19 protein-coding genes are annotated in these 20,713 nt (G+C 42.6%); 12 read left to right on the top strand and 7 right to left on the bottom strand.

The genetic code is table 11. From position 1 onward, the window contains the following. The first annotated feature begins 19 nt into the window (after positions 1–19). The 9 genes from rpoD to L1266_RS05145 all read left to right on the top strand — a co-directional run bounded on the left by rpoD (position 20) and on the right by L1266_RS05145 (position 11,872). The gene (gene rpoD / locus L1266_RS05185) at positions 20–1,879 is read left to right on the top strand and encodes an RNA polymerase sigma factor RpoD (RefSeq protein WP_054551042.1); all 1,860 of its coding nucleotides are present in this window, start codon (positions 20–22) and stop codon (positions 1,877–1,879) included. Between the two features lie 64 nt (positions 1,880–1,943). Continuing rightward, the gene (gene prmA, locus L1266_RS05180) at positions 1,944–2,825 is read left to right on the top strand and encodes a 50S ribosomal protein L11 methyltransferase (protein ID WP_138619134.1); all 882 of its coding nucleotides are present in this window, start codon (positions 1,944–1,946) and stop codon (positions 2,823–2,825) included. Positions 2,826–3,095: 270 nt separating this feature from the next. Then, positions 3,096–4,067: a tRNA dihydrouridine synthase DusB gene (dusB, locus tag L1266_RS05175; protein ID WP_054551040.1), complete on the top strand. Its 972-nt coding sequence runs from the start codon at positions 3,096–3,098 to the stop codon at positions 4,065–4,067. A gap of 21 nt (positions 4,068–4,088) precedes the next feature. Beyond that, entirely contained in the window at positions 4,089–4,379 is a 291-nt protein-coding gene (gene fis, locus L1266_RS05170) for a DNA-binding transcriptional regulator Fis (RefSeq protein WP_002957804.1), read from the top strand. Positions 4,380–4,609: 230 nt separating this feature from the next. After that, positions 4,610–6,196 carry a bifunctional phosphoribosylaminoimidazolecarboxamide formyltransferase/IMP cyclohydrolase gene (purH, locus tag L1266_RS05165; protein ID WP_063703027.1) on the top strand — a complete coding sequence of 529 codons (1,587 nt, stop codon included), beginning with the start codon at positions 4,610–4,612 and terminating at the stop codon, positions 6,194–6,196. 102 nt (positions 6,197–6,298) lie between these two features. After that, positions 6,299–7,120, top strand: a complete 822-nt coding sequence (locus tag L1266_RS05160) for a class I SAM-dependent methyltransferase (RefSeq protein ID WP_235377031.1) — start codon at positions 6,299–6,301, stop codon at positions 7,118–7,120. 15 nt (positions 7,121–7,135) lie between these two features. Beyond that, positions 7,136–8,422 carry a phosphoribosylamine--glycine ligase gene (purD, locus tag L1266_RS05155; protein ID WP_063529274.1) on the top strand — a complete coding sequence of 429 codons (1,287 nt, stop codon included), beginning with the start codon at positions 7,136–7,138 and terminating at the stop codon, positions 8,420–8,422. A gap of 94 nt (positions 8,423–8,516) precedes the next feature. Beyond that, positions 8,517–11,015: an EAL domain-containing protein gene (locus tag L1266_RS05150; protein WP_235377030.1), complete on the top strand. Its 2,499-nt coding sequence runs from the start codon at positions 8,517–8,519 to the stop codon at positions 11,013–11,015. Positions 11,016–11,062: 47 nt separating this feature from the next. Next, positions 11,063–11,872 (top strand): DUF2797 domain-containing protein, encoded by an 810-nt coding sequence (locus L1266_RS05145; RefSeq protein WP_188728008.1) that lies wholly within the window; start codon positions 11,063–11,065, stop codon positions 11,870–11,872. Here the strand turns inward: L1266_RS05145 and L1266_RS05140 are convergent. Then, positions 11,869–14,373 carry an EAL domain-containing protein gene (locus L1266_RS05140; protein WP_138601701.1) on the bottom strand — a complete coding sequence of 835 codons (2,505 nt, stop codon included), beginning with the start codon at positions 14,371–14,373 and terminating at the stop codon, positions 11,869–11,871. The genes L1266_RS05145 and L1266_RS05140 overlap by 4 nt on opposite strands. Positions 14,374–14,451: 78 nt before the next feature. Here L1266_RS05140 and L1266_RS05135 point away from each other — a divergent pair, with 78 nt between their 5' ends. Beyond that, on the top strand, positions 14,452–14,745 hold the full coding sequence (locus L1266_RS05135) for a DUF4144 domain-containing protein (RefSeq protein WP_235377029.1): 294 nt from the start codon (positions 14,452–14,454) through the stop codon (positions 14,743–14,745). Here L1266_RS05135 and L1266_RS05130 read toward each other — a convergent pair. The 6 genes from L1266_RS05130 to L1266_RS05105 all read right to left on the bottom strand — a co-directional run bounded on the left by L1266_RS05130 (position 14,742) and on the right by L1266_RS05105 (position 19,681). After that, on the bottom strand, positions 14,742–15,662 hold the full coding sequence (locus tag L1266_RS05130) for a histone deacetylase family protein (protein ID WP_138601705.1): 921 nt from the start codon (positions 15,660–15,662) through the stop codon (positions 14,742–14,744). The two genes, L1266_RS05135 and L1266_RS05130, sit on opposite strands and share 4 nt — an antisense overlap. A gap of 68 nt (positions 15,663–15,730) precedes the next feature. Then, entirely contained in the window at positions 15,731–17,278 is a 1,548-nt protein-coding gene (locus L1266_RS05125; protein WP_235377028.1) for a serine hydrolase, read from the bottom strand. Then, a complete protein-coding gene (locus tag L1266_RS05120; protein ID WP_235377027.1) occupies positions 17,275–17,790 on the bottom strand; it encodes a gamma-glutamylcyclotransferase family protein in 516 nt (171 codons plus the stop codon). The genes L1266_RS05125 and L1266_RS05120 overlap by 4 nt, the downstream gene beginning before the upstream one ends. A 7-nt stretch (positions 17,791–17,797) precedes the next feature. Continuing rightward, positions 17,798–18,418, bottom strand: a complete 621-nt coding sequence (locus L1266_RS05115) for a LysE family translocator (RefSeq protein ID WP_054551029.1) — start codon at positions 18,416–18,418, stop codon at positions 17,798–17,800. 6 nt (positions 18,419–18,424) lie between these two features. Beyond that, positions 18,425–19,207 (bottom strand): hypothetical protein, encoded by a 783-nt coding sequence (locus L1266_RS05110; protein WP_054551028.1) that lies wholly within the window; start codon positions 19,205–19,207, stop codon positions 18,425–18,427. Positions 19,208–19,210: 3 nt separating this feature from the next. Continuing rightward, positions 19,211–19,681, bottom strand: coding sequence for a CreA family protein (locus L1266_RS05105; protein WP_054551027.1), 471 nt, complete (start codon positions 19,679–19,681; stop codon positions 19,211–19,213). A 103-nt stretch (positions 19,682–19,784) separates the two neighbouring features. Here L1266_RS05105 and L1266_RS05100 point away from each other — a divergent pair, with 103 nt between their 5' ends. Both L1266_RS05100 and L1266_RS05095 read left to right on the top strand, forming a co-directional pair. Further along, positions 19,785–20,372: an outer membrane beta-barrel protein gene (locus L1266_RS05100; RefSeq protein ID WP_054551026.1), complete on the top strand. Its 588-nt coding sequence runs from the start codon at positions 19,785–19,787 to the stop codon at positions 20,370–20,372. Positions 20,373–20,382: 10 nt separating this feature from the next. Beyond that, complete coding sequence (locus tag L1266_RS05095) at positions 20,383–20,712, top strand: 5-carboxymethyl-2-hydroxymuconate Delta-isomerase (protein WP_054551025.1); 330 nt, start codon at positions 20,383–20,385, stop codon at positions 20,710–20,712. Position 20,713 lies beyond the last annotated feature (1 nt).

The raw sequence follows: 20,713 nt of genomic DNA, 5'->3' as shown, positions 1-20,713 counted from the left end.
AGTGGAAGAATAAATCTCTATGGATCCAACTCCTCAGTCACAATTAAAGCTTCTGATTCAAAAAGGTAAAGAGCAAGGTTATTTAACTTTTGCAGAAGTTAATGATCACCTTCCACAAGACATTATCGACTCAGATCAGGTAGAAGATATCATTAGCATGATTAATGATATGGGTATCAAGGTAAGTGAAAACGCACCTGATGCCGATGAATTAATGATGCAAGAAACAACGACAGACGAAGACGCAGCAGAAGCCGCGGCAGCTGCACTTGCGACTGTAGAAAAAGAGATCGGTCGAACAACTGACCCTGTACGTATGTATATGCGTGAAATGGGTACTGTTGAACTTCTTACGCGTGAAGGCGAAATCGTAATCGCTAAGCGTATTGAGGAAGGTATTAACCAAGTACAGATTTCAGTTGCTGAATACCCAGAAGCAATTACTTATCTACTAGAGCAATGGGACAAATTCGAAGCTGAAGAAATGCGCTTAAGCGATATTATCTCTGGCTTCTTTGATCCTAATAATGAAGACGAATCACAAATTTCTGCAACACACATCGGTTCTGAGTTAAACGAAGAGCAACTCGACGAAGAAGACGACGAAGACGATGATGACGAAGATAGTGATGATGATAACGATGATGATAACGATGGCGACACAGGTCCAGATCCTGAAGAAGCCCGTATTCACTTCGAAAACTTACGTGAGCTTTATAACAAAGCACGCGAAACGTTCGAAGAAAAAGGTCGCTCACACCCTGACTCACTTGTAGCTATTGCAGAAATCGGCGAACTATTTAAAACATTTAAATTAGTGCCAAAACAGTTTGACCGCATGGTTAACAACATGCGTGAAATGATGGACCGCGTTCGTGTACAAGAACGTATCATCATGAAGCAAGCTGTACAAATTGCTAAGTTACCGAAAAAGAACTTTATCAAGCACTTTGCAAATAACGAAACAGACACAAGCTGGATCGACCTTGAGATTGCTGCAAACGAGAAATACTCAGTAGCACTTGAATCAGTTAAACCAGAAATCATTCGTTGCATCAGCAAACTAAGTGCAATTGAAGAAAGCACTGGCCTTAGCATCGAACGAATTAAAGACATCAACCGCCGTATGAGTATTGGTGAAGCGAAAGCCCGCCGAGCGAAGAAAGAAATGGTTGAAGCGAACTTACGTCTTGTAATTTCAATTGCGAAAAAATACACCAACCGTGGTTTACAATTCTTAGACCTTATCCAAGAGGGTAATATTGGTCTAATGAAAGCGGTTGATAAGTTCGAATACCGCCGTGGTTATAAGTTCTCAACTTATGCAACATGGTGGATCCGTCAAGCAATCACACGTTCGATTGCTGACCAAGCACGCACCATCCGTATTCCTGTGCACATGATTGAGACGATCAACAAGTTAAACCGTATCTCTCGTCAAATGCTACAAGAGATGGGGCGTGAGCCGAGCCCAGAAGAATTAGCTGAGCGTATGTTAATGCCTGAAGACAAGATCCGTAAGGTACTTAAGATCGCTAAAGAGCCAATTTCAATGGAAACACCAATCGGTGATGATGAAGATTCGCACTTAGGTGACTTCATTGAAGATACCACAATCGATTCACCTATTGATTCTGCAACCATGGAATCACTACGTGGCGCAACAAACGATGTACTAGCGGGCTTAACAGCACGTGAAGCTAAAGTATTACGTATGCGTTTCGGTATCGACATGAACACTGACCATACATTAGAAGAAGTAGGTAAACAATTTGACGTAACACGTGAGCGTATTCGTCAAATCGAAGCGAAAGCGTTACGTAAATTACGTCACCCTTCTCGCTCTGACTTACTGAAAAGCTTCTTAGATGCTAAGTAATTTAGTATCGCGTTATTAACTAAAAGGCCGCTGTTGCGGCCTTTTTTCTATTCGAGAGATATTCATGGCTTGGATCCAAATTCGCATCAATGCAAACGCAGACAACGCTGAATTAATCAGCGACTTACTCATGGACACTGGCAGTGCCTCAGTCACTTATGTTGATGCCAAAGATACTCCTATTTATGAGCCAAAGCTTGGTACTGTGCAGTTATGGGCTGATACCACAGTGATTGGCCTGTATGACGCAAACCATGATATGGACAGCGTTGTAGCAACATTAAATGCTGAAGCAACACTCGCCGATAAGCTCGTTTATAAAATTGAACAGCTTGAAGATAAAGATTGGGAGCGTGAATGGATGGATAACTTCCACCCTATTCAATTTGGTGATCGCTTATGGATCTGTCCAAGTTGGCGCGATATTCCCGACCCTGATGCGGTTAATGTATTGCTCGACCCTGGCCTTGCTTTTGGCACAGGTACCCATGCAACCACTGCGCTTTGTTTAAAGTGGCTAGAAAGCCAAGATTTAACAGGTAAAACCGTGGTCGACTTTGGTTGTGGCTCAGGTATTTTAGGAATTGCGGCGATCAAACTCGGTGCAGAGCGTATGATCGGTATCGATATAGATCCTCAAGCCCTTGAAGCAAGCCGCGATAATGCAAAACGTAATGGCGTTGCAGATAAACTTGAAGTGTATTTACCTGAAGATCAACCAGAGTTTACAGCCGATATTGTGGTTGCAAACATCTTAGCTCAACCACTTCGTGAACTACATGAAGTGATTTTAGGTCTTTTAAAACCGAATGGTAAAATTGCTATGTCAGGAATTTTAGAAGAACAAGCTCAGTCTGTAGCCGATGTTTATGCCCCGTTTTTAGCACTTGATGAAGTGGCTGTTGAAGGTGAATGGACCCGTGTCAGCGGCGTCAAAAAAGCTTAAACAGCACTAGAGCATTTACTCAAACATAATAGGTAAAGCCTATATTTAACAGGCTTTACCTTATTTTTACAGTTAATCGTTTCGCACTTTTTTGCGAGTAAAAAAATTTCTGTTTAAATATCAAACAAATCAACCTACCCGTCAAACTGTTATCAAAAGTCAATACGAAAAGGGCAAAAAAAAGTCACTTTTGTTCAATTTATAGCCTTTGATTTTTGCCAAAAAAACCGTAAACTTAGCGCCCCTTGAAAAGAGGCCAATTGAATAACAGTGCGTATCGGTTCATACCAACTTGAGAACAATGTAATTGTCGCGCCAATGGCAGGCATTACAGACAGACCATTTAGACAACTTTGCCGTCGCTTAGGTGCGGGCCTTGCTGTTTCTGAAATGCTCTCGTCAAACCCGAAAGTATGGAAAACTGAAAAATCGATGAACCGTATGGATCACAGCGGTGAATCGGGAATTCGTTCGGTGCAAATCGCCGGAGCCGATCCTGAGCTTATGGCACAGGCAGCACAATTCAATGTCAGCAATGGTGCACAGATCATAGATATCAATATGGGGTGCCCAGCTAAAAAAGTGAATAAGAAACTCGCAGGCTCTGCCTTATTACAGTTTCCTGAATTAGTACAAGAGATACTCGATGCCGTTGTAAACGCTGTTGATGTCCCTGTCACTTTAAAAATCCGTACTGGATGGGATCAGGATAACCGTAATGGTGTCGAGATTGCGAGAATAGCTGAACGTTATGGCATTGCCTCACTGGCAGTACATGGGCGAACGCGCGCATGTATGTATAAAGGTGAAGCAGAGTACGCCACAATTAGGGATATTAAACGTTCAGTGTCTATCCCTGTCGTTGCCAATGGTGATATTACTTCACCAGAAAAAGCAAAGCAGGTTTTGGATTATACGGGTGCAGATGCCATTATGATTGGTCGAGCCGCCCAAGGTCGCCCTTGGATTTTTAGGGAGATAGACCACTATTTGCGAACTGGAGAACATTTGCCAGCACCTGAAATTGCAGAGGTGCGTAGCATTTTGATGGAGCATTTAGACAATCTTCATCAGTTTTACGGGGAGCCAATGGGAGCGCGTATCGCTCGAAAGCATGTATCTTGGTATTTGCAAACCCATGACAGTGACGGTCAGTTTAGGCGAGTATTTAATGCGTTAGATAACCCACAGGCACAAGTCGACGCATTAGAAGAATACTTTAAAACACTAGCAGCTAACTAAGAAAGAAAGAGACATATAACGATGTTCGAACAAAACGTGACTTCTCCATTTATCACAAACCCTCATGTACAGTCACACGAGAAACCACAGCCGTTGCGTGATGCAGTGAAAAAAGCTGTTCATCACTACTTAAAGCAACTTAATGGTCAAGACGTACAAGACGTATACGACCTTGTTCTTTCTGAGCTAGAAGCACCATTACTTGAAGAAGTAATGACGTACACGCGTGGTAACCAAACTCGTGCTGCAATCTTACTAGGTATCAACCGTGGTACTTTACGTAAGAAGCTTAAAAAATACGGCATGAACTGATACCCGTTATATTGAATCCGTAATCAGTTTAACGAGCTATCGTTATAATTGCTTACAGCTTCATAGTAACTGGTAATAAGTTATTTGAAAAAAGCACCTTAGGGTGCTTTTTTTATAGCTGTTAAAAACTATGCAAAATCCTCACGCTTTAAACGTCGTTTTTTAAAGCAGATTCAGTTAAAATACCGCCTTTCTAAGCTAGCTCAAACATTGAGGTAATCAAAACTACAATGGATACACATCGTCCAATTCGTCGCGCACTATTAAGTGTGTCAGATAAAACCGGTATCGTTGAATTTGCTCGCGCTCTTGAAGCACAAGGCGTGGATATTTTATCAACTGGCGGTACTTGCAAATTACTTGCTGATAACGGCATCAAAGTCACTGAAGTATCTGACCATACTGGTCACCCTGAGATCATGGATGGTCGCGTAAAAACACTTCATCCAAAAATTCACGGCGGCATCTTAGCGCGTCGCGGTCAAGATGAAGACGTAATGAGCGAGAACAACATCTCTGCTATCGATATCGTTGTAGTTAACTTATACCCCTTCGCAAACACTGTTGCGAAAGAAGACTGCAGCCTAGAAGATGCGATTGAAAACATTGATATCGGTGGTCCAACTATGGTTCGCGCTGCGGCGAAAAACCATAAAGACGTAACTATCGTAGTTAATGCAAAAGATTACGACCGTGTGATCAGCGAAATGCAAAGCAACAACGGATCAACAACTTATAAAACACGTTTTGATCTAGCTATTGCTGCTTACGAGCACACAGCTCAGTACGATGGCATGATTGCAAACTACTTCGGCAAAATGGTTCCTGACTACACAGAGGAAGCTGCTGAAGAGACTAAGTTCCCACGCACTATCAACATGCAGTTCACTAAGAAGCAAGATATGCGCTACGGTGAGAACTCACACCAAGACGCTGCTTTTTATGTTGAAAACGATCTAACTGAAGCATCTGTTGCGACTGCAGTTCAACTGCAAGGTAAAGCACTTTCTTACAACAACATTGCTGACACTGACGCAGCATTAGAGTGTGTAAAAGAATTCGACGTACCAGCGTGTGTCATCGTAAAACATGCGAACCCTTGTGGTGTGTCAATTGGTGACAACATTCTTGAAGCTTATGATCGTGCATTCAAAACTGACCCTACATCAGCATTTGGTGGCATCATCGCATTCAACAAAGAGCTTGATGCAGACACAGCTGAAGCAATTGTTTCTCGTCAATTCGTTGAAGTTATCATTGCACCTAAAGTATCTGAAGCAGCTGCACAAATCGTATCTGCTAAGCAAAACGTTCGTTTATTAGAATGTGGTGAATGGACGGGTAATGCAACAGGTCACGACATCAAGCGTGTTAATGGCGGTATTCTAGTTCAAGACCGTGACTTAGGTATGGTAACGCAAGGCGACCTTAAAGTTGTATCTAAGCGCCAACCAACTGAGCAAGAATTAAAAGATTTATTATTCTGCTGGAAAGTAGCTAAATTCGTTAAGTCTAACGCAATTGTTTATGCACGTGACGGTATGACAATTGGTGTAGGTGCAGGTCAAATGAGCCGTGTTTACTCAGCGAAAATTGCTGGTATCAAAGCTGCTGACGAAAACCTTGAAGTAAAAGGTTCAGTTATGGCATCGGATGCATTCTTCCCATTCCGTGACGGTATTGATGCAGCTGCAGAAGCTGGCATCACAGCTGTTATTCAACCAGGTGGTTCAATGCGCGATGAAGAAGTTATCGCTGCAGCTGACGAAGCTGGTATGGCAATGGTATTTACAGGTATGCGCCATTTCCGCCACTAATCACATAAAGGGTTAAGCACATAGCTTAACCCTTTTTGTTTGCCACAAATTCACGTATTCTGATTAATAATAATAATTACCCATATAATGAAGGAACAGATGATGAAATTTGCCGTAAAATCGTTACTTGTTGCAAGCCTTGCACTGACATCAGCACAGGCTTTAAGCCATTCTCATGAATCAGCGCTTACACAAGCCGTGCAATCAAGCGAACGTGATGCTAAAAATAGCGCACGTGATCAATATCGCCATCCAGTTGAGACACTTGAGTTCTTTGGCTTCAAGCCAAGCATGACCGTTGTTGAAATTGCACCGGGCGGTGGTTGGTACAGTGAAATCCTTGCACCGGCTGTTAAAGGCCATGGTGTTTACTACGCGGCACATTTCCCTGCTGATTCTGAGGTGGGTTATTACCAACGTTCATTAGCTGGTTTTAAGAAAAAGATGAGCGATGACGCACGCTTCAGTGAAGTTAAACTAACTGAGTTTGCGCCAGTGACGCATCTTGATATTGCACCAGCGGGTAGCGCAGATCTTGTCTTAACATTTAGAAATGTACACAACTGGTACATGGGTAAAGATAAAGAAGGCGCGTTAAGTGCGTTTAAAGCATTTTATAAAGCACTTAAACCTGGCGGCACTTTAGGTGTGGTTGAACACCGCCTACCTGAAGCGCGCAGTGATGAGGATCAGAAATCATCAGGTTATATGAAGCAAAGCTATGTAATTGAAATTGCAAAGCAAGCTGGCTTTGAACTAGTGGCAAGCAGTGACATTAATGCAAACCCTCTTGATACAGCGGATCACCCTAAAGGGGTGTGGACACTACCACCACGTTTAGCACTTGACGAAAAAGATGCTGCTAAATATAAAGCGATTGGTGAGAGTGATCGTATGACGCTGAAGTTTAAAAAACCGCTATAAATAGGATTATACGCCATGAATGTACTTGTCATCGGCAGTGGCGGCCGCGAACACGCTCTTGCGTTTAAGGCTGCACAAAATACTAAAGTAAACACCGTTTTCGTTGCTCCTGGTAACGCAGGTACTGCACTAGAGCCAAAACTTGAAAACGTAGCTATCAACGTTGAAGACCTAGCAGGTTTAGTTACTTTTGCTAAAGAAAACAACGTTGAGTTAACTATTGTTGGTCCAGAAGTACCGCTTGTTTTAGGTGTCGTTGATACATTCCGTGAAAACGGTCTAGCTATCTTTGGCCCAACAGCAGGTGCTGCACAGCTAGAAGGCTCGAAGTCATTCACTAAAGACTTCTTAGCACGTCACGACATTCCAACAGCTGATTACCAAACGTTTGAACAAATCGACCCTGCACTGGCTTACCTAAAAGAAAAAGGTGCGCCAATTGTTGTTAAAGCTGATGGCTTAGCAGCTGGTAAAGGCGTTATCGTTGCGATGACAGAGCTTGAAGCTGAAGAAGCTATCCGCGATATGCTTGCAGGCAACAGCTTCGGTGAAGCGGGTAGCCGTGTAGTTATCGAAGAGTTCTTAGAAGGTGAAGAAGCTTCTTTCATCGTGATGGTTGATGGCAAAAACGTACTGCCATTTGCAACCAGCCAAGACCACAAACGCGCTTACAATGGTGACCAAGGTCCAAACACTGGCGGCATGGGTGCATACTCACCGGCTCCAGTGGTGACTGATGAAATTCACCAACGCATTATGAACGAAGTGATCAACCCAACGGTTGAAGGTATGGCAAAAGAAGGCCACCCATACACTGGTTTCTTATACGCTGGTTTAATGATCACCGCTGATGGTACGCCAAAAGTAATCGAATACAACTGTCGTTTTGGCGACCCTGAAACACAACCTATGATGCTTCGTCTTAAGTCTGACCTTGTTGAACTTATCGAAGCGGCTAACCGTGAAGAACTAGATAAAACAGCAATCGAGTTCGACCCACGTGCAGCAGTCGGTGTTGTATTAGCAGCTAAAGGCTACCCAGATAGCTACCCGAAAGGTGATGCAATCAGCGGCTTGCAAGTTACTTACCCTGAAGGTGAGAAAGTATTCCATGCAGGGACTAAGCAAGACGGCGACAACGTAGTAACAGCTGGCGGTCGTGTACTGTGTGCTACGGCACTTGGCAACACAGTAACCGAAGCGCAACAACGTGCTTATAAACTGGTTGAACAAATCAGCTGGGAAGGCATGGAATATCGTACTGATATCGCTTACCGTGCAATTGCTCGCGAACAGAATTAAGGTCAAACCAGTCTAATTCTGAAAAAAGCGCAGTTTATCTGCGCTTTTTTAATGCTACACTATTAAGAACATTTACCTAGATAAAGAACTAATTTTGAATAATAAAGCACTGAAATATAACTTTGTTTCATTTCTTATTCTGACAATTTTGTTTTTTATCATTGCTACCCTAGCTGCACATTTAGCCAGCCCTACACGCTACACCATAGATAAAACAGCCCCCATCTACAGTAATACGGCGTATCGAATAGATAGCAGTAAAGCGCTAACACTCGAGCAGTTTTTAGCTGAGCCAGACAAGCTTAAACATCGCCCTTTTAAAGATGTTGAATGGGATTTAGCTGCGCAAGATTATTGGTTAAAGCTTGATTTAGAAAACCGTCAAGCTAAGCCTGTGGAGCTGGCGATTCACTTTGACAACCCTATGGTTGATTACCTTAGCGTTTATCATGTTGATGATACAGGGCAGCTTATAGATACAACCGAGCTAGGTGATAAAATCTCTGGCCTTAGTTTGTTTCAATACAGTACACCGCACAGCATGCTCACCATGCAGGGCTATGAACAAACCTCCCTCATTATAAAAATAGATACGGTTGGGATTAGCAAAACACCTATTAATATTTATGGTGAAAAAGAGTTTCAAGACCTACTACGTTCGCAATCAGGAATTTGGGGGATCTTCATTGGTGTGCTGATCATGGCAGCTCTGTATAACTTGGTATTATTTTTAGGGATCCGTGACCGCGTCTATCTTATTTATATAGGCTACATCATCTCAGCACTACTACTTATGGGTTCAGTGCTCGGCTTTGGTTTTTATTTATGGCCGTTATCGTGGCAAATATTTTTTAATGAGCAAGTGGTCTTCAGTAACTACGCGATAGCATTTTTCACCGTCGCCTTTTGCACCATGTTCTTACGCTACCATAAAGACAATTGCCGCTTATACAAGCTCAGTATCAGCTTTTTAGCTCTGCTGTTCAGCCTCAGTCTTATCAGCTTTTTTATGCTGGAATACCATTCTTCAAAAATCTTTTTTGCCATCATGGTGCCGTTATACATTTTATGTATTTGCATGATTTACAAAAAGTTGGTGAGCGGTTTTCGGTGGGCAAAGTTTTATGTCATGTCGTGGGTGCCACTGATTGTAGGCGCAGCCATTCAGCCGTTAGAGCTTACAGGCTTTATTCCCTACAGCTTTGCCGTTAGGCACATATTTTTAGTCGCCATTCTCTGTGAGATTGTGCTCATGGCAATGGCGCTGGCAGACCGTGTTCGTTATCAACGTGAAAAAGCGCTGTATCATGCAACCCATACGCAACAAACTGAGCTACTCAACCAAGCAATGCTCAAACAAGCCTATATGGCGATTACCTCGGAGCAAAGACTCGCTAACCTTTGTTTAGTGAAAATAGAGCAATTCAATGCCCTTATGAGCATTCTAAAGCCAAGCCAAAGCAGCCAAATAATTATCACTGTTGCCCAATCGCTAGAGCATCAAATTAATAAGAATAGGCAATTTATTAATTTAGAGTCAGCGCTAGATAACAGTCCAAAAGTGGCTGACTTAGGCAATGGTGTACTGGCTTTCATTTCTACCAAAATTCAATCGCAAGCAGAGCTGCACCAAGAACTGAGCAACTTATGCAAACAGCTGCCAAAGCAATATAAAGTGGCAGGCTTAGACCTGCAGCTTTACTACCGCTATAGCATTACCGAACCGGTTAGTGATGATGGCTTTGATATATGGCTACAACGTGGCTATTTAGGGTTGTCACAAAAACAGCAAAACATCGACTTTAACACTCCGCATATTGATATGGATGTGAGCCTTGCTGCTGAGTTACAACAAGCAATGCGAAGTAATACCTTAGCTATTTACTTACAACCCATTATTAGTTTACGCAGCGGTGCTATTTCTGGTGCAGAGGCATTATTACGCTGGCCAACAGCAGGTAAACATCTTGATATTGAGCAACTCATTTTATTGGCTGAGCGCACTGGTTTAATTAACGAATTGAGCTTATGGGTGATTGATCAGGCTTGCCTAGCCGCTGCAAAGCTTAATCGACAAGGCTATCGCGAGCATACCATTAGCGTTAATTTAAGTGCTAAGAATCTCGCGATCCCTAAGCTGGTCGAAAAAGTCGAAAACACCATTCTAAAACATGGCATTACTGCGGATCAGTTAAAGTTTGAATTAACTGAGTTTGCGCTTATAAAGAACCATGATGAAATGGTCAGCTTTATCAGCGAACTCAATAAACTCGGTAGCAAGGTGGTACTCGATGATTTTGGTACTGGTTACTCGTCGTTAAACTACTTAGTAAATTATTCTTTTAGTACGATTAAAGTCGATAAGAGCTTTATTCTGGATTTAGTGAATAACACTACCAACCAAGTGGTGGTAAAAACGGCCATTGATATGGCCCATAACCTTGATATGAATATCACCATCGAAGGCATTGAAGACCAAGAAACAGAAAAAATGCTGATCAAGATGGGCGCAGATCAAGGGCAAGGCTATTATTACAGCAAAGCGGTGCCGATTAATGAGTATCTAAGCTTTATTGCCTCACAATTTAAATAGGCCGTGTTACACTGCCCTTTTTTAACATCTTTAGGGGCCATGTAAAGATGCAAGGTACGATCAGAAAATTAAAGTCGACACTGACCTCTCCTGTCGAATATCAATTACCTATCGGTGATGAGCTAGTTTCATTAAATGACTATATTGGTAAGCCGCTCACGCTGACTTTCACCGGCAATATTTTTTGCTGTAACTGTGGTAAGAAAACCAAGAAAAGCTACTCTCAAGGCCACTGTTTTGTGTGTATGCGCAAACTGGCTAGCTGTGACATGTGTATCATGAAACCTGAAACGTGTCACTTTGATAAGGGCACCTGTCGTGAGCCACAGTGGGGTGAAGAAAACTGCATGATCCCGCATTACGTGTATTTAGCCAACACCTCAGGCCTAAAAGTAGGTATTACCCGCCATACTCAAATTCCTACACGCTGGATTGACCAAGGTGCGACGCAAGCTTTACCTATCTTCAAAGTACAAACCCGCCTTCAATCGGGTTTAGTTGAGGTTGCTTTAGCCGAGTTTATTGCTGATAAAACCAATTGGCGAAACATGCTAAAAGGCCAATCTGAAGCGATTGATTTAAAAGCTGCGGCAGCAGAGTTGATCCCACAAATTGATGCTAAGCTGAGTGAACTTGCAGAGCTATTTGGCGCAACAGCCATTGAAAAGCTCGATGAAGAGGTGGTCGAGCTAGACTACCCAGTAAGTGAATACCCAAGCAAGATCAGCTCTTTCAATTTTGATAAAGCACCAGAAGTATCGGGTATTTTAAAAGGCATTAAAGGCCAGTACTTAATTTTTGATACTGGCGTCATTAATATTCGTAAATTCACTTCTTACGAAATTAGCCTAGCTTAGGCTCTTTTTTCGGTATTGAGATAAAAGTCATACCATTGTTGCTTCGCTATTGGGCGGCAAAAGTAATAGCCTTGAATGGTATCGCAGTTAAGTGAACGTAAGTAATTTAACTGCTCTACCTTCTCTACCCCTTCCGCGACAACATGAATACTCAAGCTTTTCGCCAGGCTAATAATCGCCGTGACAATTTCACTATTACCGTATTCATCTGGCACTTTTGCGATAAAGCTGGCATCAATTTTTAACGTATCAATTGGCAGTTTGGTTAAGTAGCTTAAAGCCGAATAGCCCGTGCCAAAGTCATCTAACGTTATATGCACACCTAACTTTTTAAGCGCGAGTAACTCTTGCTTAGCCTCACTAAAGTGGCTGATAAAACAGCTTTCAGTAAGCTCTACTTCAAGCTTGTGTGGGTCTACATCGTAACGCTCGAGTAAGCGCTCTACATTTGATGCTAGTTGCCCCTGACGTAAGTGATTAGCCGAAATATTAATTGCTAAGCGCCCTGCTTCAATGCCTTGTTGCTGCCATTTTTCTAACTCTTTACAGGCCTGCTCGATGACCCATAAATCAAGCTTCACAATTAGGCCAAGCTCTTCAGCAAGAGGAATAAATTTAGCGGGTGATATCACCCCAAGATTTGGCTCATGCCAACGTAACAGTGCCTCTACCCCTAAAATTTTGCCAGAATTTAACTGCTGCTTAGGCTGGAAATAAAGCTCAAACTCATCGCTTTCGATGGCGTTTTGTAATCGGCTCATCATAGCCAATCGCTCTAAAGAGCGTGCATTCATCGCAGGTTTGAATAATTGAAATGAATTACGCCCCACTTCTTTAGCACGGTACATAGCAATATCGGCATGCTTGAGCAACGTAGCGCTATCTACGCCATCATCAGGGAAAACTGCAGCGCCAATTGAGGCTGTAATTGCAACCACATGCTCGTTAATAGCAAGCGGCATACTCACTTGCTGTAATACTTGTTCGGCAAAGTTGAGCAGTGTTTCAACCCGATTTACTTCACATAACAGGACAAACTCATCGCCACCTAAGCGTGCAAGGGTATCCCCTTCAGGAAGAATTGATAAAATACGCTCTGCCACTTGCTGTAATAAGTTATCGCCAGCGTCATGCCCTAAACTGTCGTTCACCTCTTTAAAGCGGTCTAAGTCGATAAACATCACCGCTAATAGATCATGGTTGCGTTTGGCGCTGCTAAGAGCTATTGAGAGTCGGTCATGAAATAAGCGCCGATTAGGCAGGCCTGTCAGTTCATCGTAATAGGCGAGCTGGGCAATTTTTTCTTCTGCACGCTTGCGCTCTGTAATGTCGCTAAAAATTGCCGCATAAAGTACTTCATCAAAGTTAGGATCTTTAATCTGGATAATGGTGAGCCACTCAACAAACTCTTCACCATCTTTTTTGCAATTGCAGATCTCCCCCTGCCAGACCCCTTCGTATTCAATGGCATGCCACATCTTTTGATAAAACGAACGGCTATGTTTTGTAGAGCTTAAAATATTAGGGCGCTTTCCAATTACTTCATGCTCAGCAAAGCCGGTCAATTTAGTAAAAGCAGGGTTAACTTGAATAATCGTGCCGTCTTTACGGGTTAACATTATGCCATCGAGTGAGGCATCAATAATTTTATTTGCCAAAAACAAGTTACGTTGTGACTTTTGCAAAGCAATATCACGCTGCTCAATTGCCCGCTCAAGCTCGCAGCAATAAGCTGACTCGATCTCAGTGATCAAATCAGCAAATGAAATCACCCCGCAAATTTCATCATCTCTGACCACCAAATGACGCACATTACGATCTGTCATAGTGCGATACGCATCAAATAAACTGCTTTCACAATCAATTTCAATGAGCGGGTAGCTGGCATATTGCCAACAAGGATTTAGCCACTCAGTTTGAATGATCAGCTCGACAATATCACGCTGAGTAATAATACCGTGCAGTTCAAGCTCTTGGTTATAAACCAGTACACTATCAAGGCGGCCTGCACGCATCAGTTGCACAACCTCTTCTATCGGTGTTTGCGCATCAACTATCTCTAGGTCAGTGCAATACTGTTCATGAATAGGTCGAAATTGTAGGTAGTGGTCCAAACCTTGGTTATGCACAATATCAGATAAGTTCAACATACCTGCAGGCTGATTCTCACTATCCATCACCAATAAATGACGAATGCCATGCTGTTGAAAACGCAGGGTTGCATCACTGACTGAGCATTGATTCGGCACTGTAATAACAGGCGCAGACATGACCTCGTGAATGGCAAGGTTCTTATAGAGCGGGCTGCTGATGTCAATTTTCAAACAATCAGCCTCAGTCCAAATACCAACAACAGACTGCTCATGCTTGATAAAAATCGCCGTTACATTGTGAACATGCATCAACCTCACCGCATCGACCAAAGGCGTATGCGCAGGACACGATACCAGCTTTTGCGAAAAAACATCACTGACCTTTTGATGTCGTCTTGGTTGATTCATAAGTCGACTTTCCTAGTTCTTACATGAATTGGCAATTATAATCATTTCAACCTTGGCAACTTTGACACAGGACAATAAATGCACTCATCATTTCCTAAGATTATTTTTTCAGACCATGAATTAGCATTAGTAGAAGATGAAGCCGATATAGAAAGCTTTGTATATGGTTTGAGTGAAGAGCAGCAGCAAGAAGCTATCTTGCTTTTAACAACAGGGCTGTATGTCAACTTGCAGGGAGAAAGCGTGAAAGCGTTAACTGACGTTGAACTTGCGAATAGAGTAACAGAGCATCTAGCACAAGAGGGAGTGTGCTGCTTAAGTAAGGTTACTCGGCTTACATCAGCGCAAGCCTTTGCGATGCTGGTAGATTAAGGGGCATCCACCAGCGCTTTAATGTGCGCAACGGCACTGCGACCAAGGGCTGATAAAGCATAGCCCCCTTCAAGATAAGAGATAATCCCTTTGCAACCTTGCTGCTGACAAAATTCAGCTAATTGCGTGGTTAGCCATGCGTAATCATCTTCAACAAACTTCAGGCTTGCCATGTCATCTTCAAGGTGAGCATCAAACCCGGCGCTAATAAACAACAGTTCAGGTTTAAATTCATTGAGTTTTGGTAGCCACTGCTCAAGATAAACAGCTTTTAAGTCATTACCATCACTGGCAATTGGCAGCGGTGAGTTCACTAACGTCGCGTTATTTTCAACGGCGGTATTTGGGTAAAACGGGTGTTGAAACAAAGAGCAAAACAACACAGTGTCATCATCTAAAAAGATATCTTGTGTGCCGTTGCCGTGGTGTACATCAAAGTCCAAAATAGCGATGCGTTTTACACCTTTGCTTTGCGCGTACTTCACGGCAATGGCTAGGTTATTAAAAACGCAAAATCCTGCAGAGGTGCTGCGGTTTGCATGATGCCCAGGTGGTCTAACAGAACAAAACGCGGCATCCAGCTTATCAGCAAGGATTTCATCAACGGCGAGTAATCCAGCACCAACGGCTCGTTCAATCGCTTTCATTGAATCTGGGCACAACCAAGTGTCGCCGTCTAATTCAGCAAGTCCTTCATCTGGAATTGTTTGCTCTACATGGCTTACCAAAGGTTCATCATGAGCACGTAAAAAGTCGTCGCGGCTGGCTTTAGGAGCTTGTAAGTGAGTAATTGCTATATCAACACCACTTGCTAGCAAGCGGTCGGTGATCACATCTAAACGCGCAGGGCATTCGGGGTGATCCTCAATCATTTTATGTTTACGACAAAATGGATGTGAGATAACTGCCGTTCTCATAATACGCTCCTTGAATTATTTTCCCTCAGTATAACAAAGCCACCTAACGGTGGCTTTGCGACTTTGGTTTACTTTTTAGCGCGTAAATCTAAATTCCTAAAGTCAAAACTAAAATCTGTCACCGCCGTTGAGACAGCGCGCATTTTTGCACTACTCACGCGGTTATCTGGGCTCATTTGAAACTCAATGTAAGCATCTGCTTCAAGTAACTTTTCATCCCACTTCACAATAAACGTATTGCCCGTGTAATGCTCAAGCTGACCTTTCAAACGCTTTGTATGAGTAAAATCAATACGTAGCTGACCATTTAACTCCTCGATTACCACATCACCATACCAGTTATCGTGCAGCGTGCCTGTGTAGTTGATGTTTGGTAGTTTCGCTTGATAATCAGCAGGTGTTTCTGGTTTTGCGTTTGCGTAAGCTTCTTTTTTACCTTCAAAGTGCTTTTTAGCAAGATCTTCAACCCAGTCTTTATCTTCAAGATCTAATGCATCTTCTAATACTTCATAGGTCACTGCAGAGAGCGCGCTGAATGCTTGCTGGTTACTCAGAATAACAATGCCGAGGTTTTTCTCTGGTAATAATGTCACTTGAGACACCATACCTAAGATACCACCACCGTGGCCTAGCTTTTTAATGCCGTGGAAATCTTCAATGCTCCAACCTAAACCATAGCCCCTAAATTGTTGGTGGTAAGCTTCATAAGCACTTTTTGATGCCATTGATGTGATGTGTGGATGCCACATTTGTTGCTGCTGTTTTTCAGTGAATAACTGCTGGCCATTTGGCATTTTGCCATGAGCAAGCTGCGTGCGCAGCCATTGGCTCATATCGCTCACGCTTGATGCAATCGCACCTGCGCCACGGAAATCTTCAAGGTAGTTCACAAAAAATGGATGAAGTTGGCCATCCATTGGAATATGACCCGTCGCCCAGTTTTTATTGCTACTAGGGATACGTGAAAAACCTGCGCGTGAGTTTTTCATATCAAGTGGCTGAAGAATATTCTTCTCGATGTAATCATTCCAGCTCATGCCTGAAACACGGGCTACTACCTCACCGGCAGTGACAAACATTAAGTTGTTATAGGCGTATTTACTACGAAAGCTACTCGCTGGTTTTAAGTATTTTAGCCCTGCGATAATTTCATCAACTGATTTGTCAGTATCTGGCCAAATCATTAAATCGCCTTGCCCTAAACCCAAACCGCTACGGTGGCTTAATAAATCGCGAATGGTCATTTCACGTGTTACATAAGGGTCATACAGACGAAACTCAGGAAGATGGTCAATTACTTTGTCATCCCAGCTAAGCTTACCTTCATCAATTAATTTAGCTAACGCTGCTGCGGTAAATGCCTTGGTGTTTGACGCGATACCGAATAAGGTGTCTTTATTTACTTTTTTACCCGTATCAAGGTTTGCGATACCAAAGCCTTTCGCTAATACGACTTTATCATTTTCAACAATCGCCACTGCCATACCCGGCACATCAAAACGTGCCATTGACGTTTCGATTACTTTTTCAATTTTTTTAGTATCAATATCGGCATAACTGTAAAACGAACAGCTCGATAACAGCGCCGCGGCAACGGCTAATTTACGAAATATCATAATATCCCTTGGTGATTTTTATTGTTGTGAATAGCGAACTCTTTCGCTGCTCGGGTTTTATCTGGATCATCGCAACTTGGTCTTGCGAGTATTGCTTCACTGTAATGATTTGGTACACCTGCTTCAAGCGCTCCGCGATGAACATGCTGAAGATACCAGTCGAATGGCAGTAAAGACTCATCTAAGGTATTAGCGATATAACAATGGGCAGCAAGTTGCTCGCCATCTAGTAGTTCAACGGTGATATCCACACAGTCATAACGCGGCCCTTCGATATCATCAAGAATCGACTTTTCAGCTTCGTTTAACTGATACACAACACCATATACCAAGGCATCTTGCTGCGCTGTTTTACGCACACTGCATTTCGCAGAGCCGTCGGTACTGACCATATCAAACGTCAACTCATAGCCCTTTAGAATAGCTGTGCCTACCCGCTTTGCTTCAGGTAACCTTGCCAGCAATCTGCTCGATGACATATTTGAACCAAATGAAAAGTTATATAACGCCATACTTACCTCACACAACAACGCGAATAGCTAAGGCAATTAAGATCACGCCAATGCCTCTATCAAACCAGTATCCGCTTTTTAAGAAAAATGCTCGCACTGATGCTTTTGATAACACCAATGATAAAAATGAAAACCACAGCCAAGTCGCCATTGCCATATACATGCCATAACCAGCCTGCACTACAACAGGTGTTTCAGGGCTTATTACAAGAGTAAACAACGACATAAAAAACAGTGTTGCTTTGGGATTAAGGGCATTGGTAAAAAAGCCGCGTCGAAATGCTTTATACACAGATTCAGGCTCAGCAGGAGCAAGGGGTTGCTGTTTACTATCGCTAGGTTTTGCGCTTCGTAAAGCATGCACACCCAAGTAAGCCAAATAAGCCCCTGCAAGGTATTTTAAAGCCATGAATAAGCTAGGTGACTGGGATAAAATTAATGCCACACCTAATACACAATAAGCAATATGCAGCAAAATAGCCGCACCAACCCCAGCACTGGTCCAAAGTGCATTTTTACGACCCTGTTGAATACTTTGCTTTAGTACAATTGCAAAGTCAGGGCCTGGGCTTGCTACTGCAAAAAAGTGAGCAATGGCTATCAATAAAAACTCATCTAAATACTGCACTCAATATTACCCTACTGCTTGTTCATCTAATGCTAATAACAACGGATTTGCACTGTCACTCACCAATGCTTTAATTTGCTTTTGCGCTTTTTTATATTGGCTGCGTAAATGGGGTTTTAAAAACTTCTTCGACTGATTATCCCCTTTAAAATGCGTAACTAGCGCATGCATAAATAGCGTTTGAGGCTCAGTCAGCGCCGCTTGGCGATTAGCATAAGGGTTATAACCGCAGCCGCAGCCTCCTTTAAATTGATACACCGTATTACTCATCATCACCCCAAAGCCTAAATAGCATGCCAACGCATCGCTCGCTTGCGGTAAGTACTCTTTACCACCGGGCGGTAATACACCTACATGGTGAATCAAAATGGTTGCTAAGGTACCAGCAAAACTTGCCACTAAATCTTGCGGTTGATTGATTTGGTTCGGGTTAAACGAGATATTCACCGGATGATTTGCCGGCACAATTAAACTCGCCTCGCTACCGCGTAAATTGTCTTGAAATTCAAAATGCGGAAACACCTGAGGTGTAAGCCCAGATGGCGCAACTAAGTTAATTGGCCACGCCTGCATCCCCGCATAATCAACAACTCGGCTAAATACTTTTTCAGCCATTTCACTGACGCTCGATACCCTATCCGGAAAGAACTGCCCGTTAGGTAAAATGATTTGTGTGTGTTTTAAAAAATATTCACTATCAAAGTGTTCAACAGCCCATAAAAAGGTATCGATTAACCACTGCTGCTCTTGCTCATCAACAAGTGGGGCTGACTTAAATAATGCTAACATAAATTACTCTTGTGATTGTGCCCACTGCCATGCATCCGTATTGTAAAGAGGCACGGTTGATAAAGCATGATGATGGCTGCCGCTCGACTCTTTCGTTGAATAAGACAAATATAATAAAGTGCGTGTTGGCGCATCATAAATACGACGCACTTTTAACGACTTAAACAAAATACTTTTCGATGACTTAAACACCACTTCGCCCGATTTACTGCGGTCAATTTGTTGTAATTGTTCAGCGGTTATAGGTCCTGTTTGACGACAAGCAATAGACATATCAGATGGATCAGCAAAATCAAGATTCGCTTCAATATGGCTAATATGGCAAGTAACACCGCTTATAAGCGGGTCTTGTTGTGATACCACTTTAATATCTTTGGTAGTGAATAGCCCCAAACTCACCGAAGCTGCATCATCCGAGCAACCGCTCAACAAAATCAGTGGCGCAGTAAGTGCAGCTAATTTTAGTAACTTCATCCTAGTGTTCCTTATTAAAAAGCGATAGTTGTCCGTTTACAACGATTTGCTTGCTATGTTTCAATACTATCTCAAAATATCTTCAACAACGAGCACCTAAACAATGAAAAAATCGCTTGGTTTACTGTGTTTAATGTTCTTAAGTAGCACTGCTCACGCTGGCTACTCTATTAGCGCTGGTTTCGGCAAAAACTTTACTAACTCAGTGCAAACCGAAGAAAACCTAAAAATTGAGCTTGAGGATGACAGCCATTTTACTGTCAGCCTAGATAGAACCCTTAATAATGCCCGCTATGGCTTCTTTTATTCAGCTACCAAACTCGACATGAAAGACCAAACCAACAAGCAAGTCGAGATGCAATACCTGCTATTTCAAAGTGCTATAGAAGTACCATTAGCAAATCGTATGGTAGGTTTTGTTGGTGCCCAAATTGGCGCAAATCATGTCAGCACTGACTTTGCCGACTCCGATACGTTTTTTACCACAGGTCTTTATGGTGGCGCCGAGTATTTATTTACTGATCAAGCACGGGTTTATATTGAAACTCGCTGGTTGGCAACTATTGTAAATAATGCAAGTAACGTATCATGCACATTACCAGCATCTGAAGACAGCCAATGTCTATGGCACTTTGATGGTGATGTATTAAACCAATTTCAAACAAACATCGGTTTTAGTTACCGCTTTTAAGGAAAACCCCATGCCGCACATTGTTATAGAACACTCAGAAGACTTGCCAATTCTGCCACAAGTGTTAGTTGAAAAAGTTCACCAAGCCGTTTTTGACTCAGGCTTATTTGATCTTTCGACCATAAAGACTCGTGCAATCGCTTATCAACATTACGAATTAGGTGAAGGTAAAGATGGCTTTATACACATCGGCGCATCAATTATGGCAGGAAGAACCGTAGAGCAAAAGCAGATGCTTAGTGAGCAATTATTAAATTGCTTAAGAACATACTGCCGCCGCTCGTATAGTCTAAGCGTTAATATTTATGATATGGATGCTGATATCTATCGTAAGTGCTAAC

It is taken from the genome of Pseudoalteromonas sp. Cn5-37 (genome assembly GCF_021532495.1).
Classification (GTDB): domain Bacteria; phylum Pseudomonadota; class Gammaproteobacteria; order Enterobacterales; family Alteromonadaceae; genus Pseudoalteromonas; species Pseudoalteromonas simplex.
This window is presented reverse-complemented; position numbering and strand designations above follow the sequence as displayed.